We start from the raw sequence: 5,979 nt of genomic DNA on the forward strand, positions 1-5,979 counted from the left end.
GAGGAGATCCAAAGGCACAATTCGCAGAACTTGCTCATAAGATCCGTCAGGCGATCCTGATGAACAAGACCGGACAGGATCTGAAGCGATCGCTTCAGGAACTCAGACAGACTCTGAAGCGGTATGAAACCTTTATTTCCGCCTCGCATACCGGTGCATGGGAGTATCATGCGGATACTGATTCGCTCTGGTGCAGTCCGGAGTATTTTTCCATGCTTGGCCGGGACATCAGGGAGTATGACCTCTCGCAGCCAGGCAGCATCTTCCCGGCATGGATAGACCTGCTCCATCCTGATGATCGGCAAAAAGCCGTGGATACCTTCCGCTCCTATCTGGAACACCCGGAAGGGATGTATGAGCAGTACTTCCGGATGATGCATGCAGACGGACATCCGGTCTGGATCTGGTCACGGGGGAGAACACTTCTGGATGAGACAAACACTCCAACGTCTATTACCGTCGGGACTCATATTGATATCTCCAGTCAGAAAGAGCAGGAGTTAAAAATACAGCAGAGTCATGAGGAGCTACAGGCTGCGTATGATGTTATTGCCCGGACCGGGGAGGAACTCAGGGCAAATCTGGAAAAGCTCACGCTTAAGGAGCAGGCACTCGCTGAGAGTGAGGAGAAGTACCGCACCTTGTTTGAGAGTGCAGGCGATGCGATCCTTATCCTGGATAAGGGTGTTATCGTTGATGGTAACCATCAGGCAGCGGTTCTGTTCCGGGTATCACCGGATCGGTTGATTGGTTCATATCTTACTGATTTTGCCCCGATTCTGCAGTCTGATGACGTATCTTCCAGAGACCTGACTGATGAGAAAACACGGCTGACAGAGGATGGAAACCCGCATACCTTTGAGTTTGTCTACCGTCGTCATGACGGGACAGAGTTTTATGGCGAGGTCACGCTTCAGCAGATAAGCATACAGGGCAGAATATATGGGCAGGCAATCATCCGGGATATCACGGATCGAAAGCATGCAGAGATGGAACTGATTAAAAAGAATGAGGAGCTGGCAACGGCATACGAAGAGATCCTCTCTGCTGAAGCTGCGGTCAGGGAAAGTGAAGAACGGCTGATACAGGCAAACCAGGATCTTGCATGTACAAAAAACCAGATGGATAATATCATCGCATTCCTCCCTGACGGAACCCTTGTCATTGATCAGGACGGGGTTGTGATCGCATGGAACCGGGTGATGGAGAAGATGACCGGGATTCCTGCAGAACAGATGATCGGGAAGGGAAATTATGAGTATGCGATCCCGTTATATCAAACCCGCCGGCCGATACTGATTGATCTTGCCCTGACCGGTGATGAGTGTATTATACAGCTTTATCCGTCGGTTACCAGAAGGGGTTCTGCATATAGTTCGGAGATCTTTCTTCCGCATTTTTATGACGGATCGGGAGGGTATTTCTGGTTCATCGCCTGTCCGTTTTTTGATACTGCGGGACATGTTGCAGGGGCGATTGAATGTATCCGGGATATTACGGATCGCAGGCGGATTGAGGAGGCATTACAACAGACCAATGAACGGCTTGATTATGCCATGGCGGCAAAGCATGAAGGATACTGGGACTGGAACCTGAAGACCAATACAACATTTTTTGATGACCGGTACTATACCATGGCCGGGTATCAGCCAAAGGAATTTCCGGAGAATTTTGATGCCTGGCAGGAACGGGTTCATCCTGATGATCTTCCGTCGGCCCTTTCCGCAATCAACGCATATCTGTCAGGTGCATCAGAGCAGTTTGATATTGAGTTCCGGTTTTTGCGTAAGGACGGCAGCTGGATGTGGATTGAGGGACGGGGGATGATTGTCGAACGGGATCCTCGCGGGAAGCCGCTCCGGATGATCGGAACCCATACCGATATCACATCCAGAAAAAAAGCCGAGATAGAGCTGCAACAAAAGCATGAGGCACTTTCTGCTACTATTGAAGAATTATCCGCAGCCGAAGAAGAGCTTCGCCATCAGTATGAAGAACTTACACAGACACAGCAAATTTTGTCAGAGCGGGAAGAATTTTTCGTAAGTCTGACCCGGACGATTCCGGGTGTGGTCTACCAGCTGTATGTTGATCCGGCCGGCACGATGAAGGTTACCTATGTCAGTTCCCGTCTTTATGACATTTTTGGAATCAGTCCCCAACCGGAGGATACTGTCTTTGAGCGGTTTCTCGCATGTGTATACGAACCGGATCGGGAGGAATTTCTCCAGTCAGTCAGTGATGCAATCGGGAGTAAATCCCTCTGGCAGTTTGAAGGAAGGTTTATAAAACCGTCCGGAGAGGAGATATGGTTCCAGGGAATTGCCCTCCCGATCAGGCATGATGACGGGATACGGTTTCATGGTATTCTGCTTGATGTCAGTATACGAAAACAGGCCGAAATAGAACGTTATCAAAGAAGTGCGGAACGAGAGGATACGCTTCGGCAACTTGCCATAATGAGTGATTCACTCCGGGAAGCAAACAAAAAACTGGCTTTGCTCTCAAGTATCACCCGGCATGATATCCTCAATAAGGTAAGTGTGCTGATGGGGTATCTGGATCTGGCACAGGATCTCCGGATACAAAGTGATGAACTGACGGTCTATCTCGGGAAATGTACGGCTCTTACCGCAGATATTGTACGTCAGATCGAGTTTACCCGACTGTATCAGGAACTTGGGACCCAGGATCCGGACTGGCAGAATCTGGATGATATTCTGGATCATCTTATTGTTCCATCCGATATCGATTTTATTCATACCCCAACCCATGGTGCCGTCTTTGTGGATCTGATGTTTGTCAAGGTGCTTGAGAATCTGATTGAGAATGCGGTTCGCCATGGTGTCAGGGTAAAAACGATAACAGTCTCCACCAGAATGGCAGATCATGCCCTGATTATCCAGGTGGAGGATGACGGGATCGGAATTCCTGATGATGAGAAGGAGAAGATTTTTGAGCGGGGGTATGGAAAAAATACCGGTTTCGGTCTCTTTCTTGCACGAGAGATCCTCTCTATTACCGGGATTTCTATTCAGGAGACGGGGCAGGCAGGGAAGGGAGCCAGATTTGTCATGACGGTTCCGGAGGGGAGATGGAGACGGGTGGGGGAGATGTGATACGGGTAAACCCCGGCATCTGTACCTGGTGCCCCCGTGAGTACTGCACAATGAGTGGAAAAGAAACCGGATTGCTTATCCGGAGGAAAAGGGGATATCATACCGTGTAACAAGAGGTGTAATCTTCTGATTGATGCAGTTTCCAGAATCTGTCCGTTTTTTGTTCATCCTGTACCCCGGTAGACAGGGTACAACCCGTAATTATCATACCTTTTATATAGGAATTCACCTCAAATAATTCATCAGGGCTTTGTCTCCAGGAATGGATATCTGCAGAAAAGCCAGATACAATGGTTCATAAGAAGGTGTTTCAATGAAAAATCTCGATAATATCAGGATAGGTACAAAGCTTATCGGAAGTTTCTGATCATTGCAATGCTGGTCGGTATTGTTGCTGTGGTCGGGTACATGAATATGAAGGATATCAATGATCGAATGACGACGATGTATCATGACCGGCTTGTTCCGATTGATAAACTGGGGAAGGCGTATGGTGATGCGTATCAGATCCGGGGGGATCTGTATAAGTTTGTTGCCCTTCAAACCGAGCGGGATAAGACAAAAAGCGCCATCAATGAGGGGATAAAAAACGTAAATAAGGATATAGAGGAGTATAAGGCTTCGTGTCTGATTGAGGCAGAGAAAGAGGAGCTCAAGAAGTTTGAGGCTGCATGGCCTGAGTACCAGAAGAATATTCAGCAGGTGATCAGTCTTGTTGAGAGTGGCAGGGAGCAGGATGCGAAAGAATTTCTAGCATCAGAGGGGATGACAAGTTCCCGCACGGCTGTTGCCAATGCGATTGATGCCCTGATGGAGATCAATGTGCAGACGGCAGATGAGCTAGATAATGAGGGCGATACGACGTTTGCGGCCGCAACACTTCTTATTGTGGTTGTGGGTATTATTGGTGTTTTAGCAGCTGTACTGCTTGGGTTTGTGATCAGTCGGAGTATTACTCTCCCGCTCAAACGGGTTGCAGAGGTCCTTGAGGAGATGAGTCGTGGACACCTTGGGCATCGGCTGAATCTTGTCCGCAAGGACGAGATCGGGGTCATGGCCCGGGCGATGGACCAGTTTTCAGAGGATTTGCAGAAGGTTGCGATTGGAGCACTGTATCGGGTTGCTGCAGGTGATGTGACGGTTCCGATCCGCCCACGGGATGATCAGGATGAGATTGCACCGGCGATTATGCAGGTCATAGCCAATCTGCAGACCCTGATTACCGAGGCAAAGGCGCTTTCTGATGCTGCACTCGCAGGCAATCTTCATGCACGGGCTGATGTCTCAAAGGTTGAGGGTGCGTATCGGGAGATTCTTGAGGGTATTAACAATGCACTTGAGGCGATTTGCGACCCTGTTGAGGAGGCGATGCGACTGTCTGCATCGTATGCACAAGGGAATTTTGCAGATGCGGCCGATGAGAGGCTCCGGATGGAGGGGGAGTTTGTCAGGTTTAAAGATGCGTTAAATGAGATTGGGATAAAGACTTCTGTGGCCATCGGAGAGGTGAAGCGTGCGGTTGAGCAGCTGACCGCAGGGATGGAAGAGACAAATGCGAGCGCTGAAGAGGTGGCGAGCGGGACAAGTACACTTTCTGAGAGTGCACAGGCTGTCAGGAACCTTGCCGAGCGGTGTACGTCCGGAGTACAGCAGATTCTCCGTGCGATGGAGGATCTCTCACAGACGGTCAGTTCAGTGGCAGCAAAGGCCGAAAGTGCCTCTGCTTCTGCTCAGCAGACTGTAGAACTCTCTGAAACGGGAGCTCTGCTTGCCGGCAAGGCTGAGAAAGGGATGCACGCAATTATTGAGTCCGTTGATAAGACAAGTGAGATTATTACTGATATTTCAGGCCAGATGGATGAGATCGGTCATATTGTTGATGTAATTACCGGAATTGCTGAACAAACCGGGCTTCTGGCTTTGAATGCTGCGATTGAGGCTGCACGTGCCGGTGATGCAGGGCTTGGGTTTGCCGTTGTTGCTGATGAGGTCAAATCTCTTGCGCTTGAGTCGCAGAAGTCAGCAGAGAATATTTCGGCAATTATTGGTAATCTCCAACATAAGACCCATATGGTTTCAGAATCCATGAAGACATCGTCAGAAGAGGTGCGGAACGGTAATGAGGCGGTTGGGGAGACATTACAGGTCTTTACCCGGATTGTTCAGGCTGTTTCCAACGTCCATGATCAGATGAGTGAGGTGGCAGGAGCGACTGAGGAGCAGGCTGCTGCGGTCGAGGAGATTACGGCGAGTGTGAATGAGGTCGGGACGCTTGTGCAGCAGACAGCGCAGGAGTCGGTTGGTTCTGCTGCTGCAACAAGGGATGTGTCATCCTCGATCGAACAGATTAGTCATGCGATTGCAGATGCAGCCGTATCAGTTCAGAATATATCACAGGCACTGGGTGTGTTTACGATTCGGGGATAAGGGACAAAAAAATCCCTCATGCCCCTATTTCATATGCCTTTTTCGTTTGAAACCGGCGTATTAGTTCTTTTTATGATCGGTACCGAAGGTATGTGATCCTGAACGCCTCTCCTCCCGGAACGTGCGAAAACACATCCGACAGTTCCTATCACCTCTCCCCTCCGACAGGTAAGGTACGAAAATGTGTACTTCATACACAAAATAAGATGCTATTTTGTGTACGGATTACACATATTATATACTTACACGTGTAATCTCACTCTGTGAAACGGTTCATTTACGATTCATTACTCAGATGGAAAGACCAGAAAGATCGGAAACCGTTAATTATCGAAGGGATTCGCCAGTGCGGGAAAACCTGGATATTAAGGAATTTTGGTGAGTCAGAATTTAAGGATATTGCATATTTTAACTTTGAATATGATGACCGGGT

Annotated in this window: 3 protein-coding genes; all 3 read left to right on the forward strand. The window is 48.9% G+C overall.

The genetic code is table 11. The features are described from left to right. Window positions 1–3,119 (forward strand): PAS domain-containing protein (locus PLA23_RS07050; protein ID WP_324474605.1); only part of this gene is annotated, 3,119 nt, incomplete at its 5' end. A gap of 375 nt (window positions 3,120–3,494) precedes the next feature. After that, the gene (locus PLA23_RS07055; RefSeq protein WP_324474607.1) at window positions 3,495–5,546 is read left to right on the forward strand and encodes a methyl-accepting chemotaxis protein; all 2,052 of its coding nucleotides are present in this window, start codon (window positions 3,495–3,497) and stop codon (window positions 5,544–5,546) included. Window positions 5,547–5,809: 263 nt separating this feature from the next. Further along, a partial coding sequence (locus PLA23_RS07060) for an AAA family ATPase (protein ID WP_324474613.1) occupies window positions 5,810–5,979 on the forward strand: 170 nt, incomplete at its 3' end.

Origin of the sequence: Methanospirillum sp., from assembly GCF_035406105.1 — an archaeon.
In the GTDB taxonomy this organism is placed as follows: Archaea; Halobacteriota; Methanomicrobia; order Methanomicrobiales; family Methanospirillaceae; genus Methanospirillum.

What these genes read in the sequence shown, in the direction of transcription:
- PLA23_RS07055 (WP_324474607.1), top strand. Translation starts at nt 3,495, where the DNA reads ATGCTGGTCGGTATTGTTGCTGTGGTCGGGTACATGAATATGAAGGAT.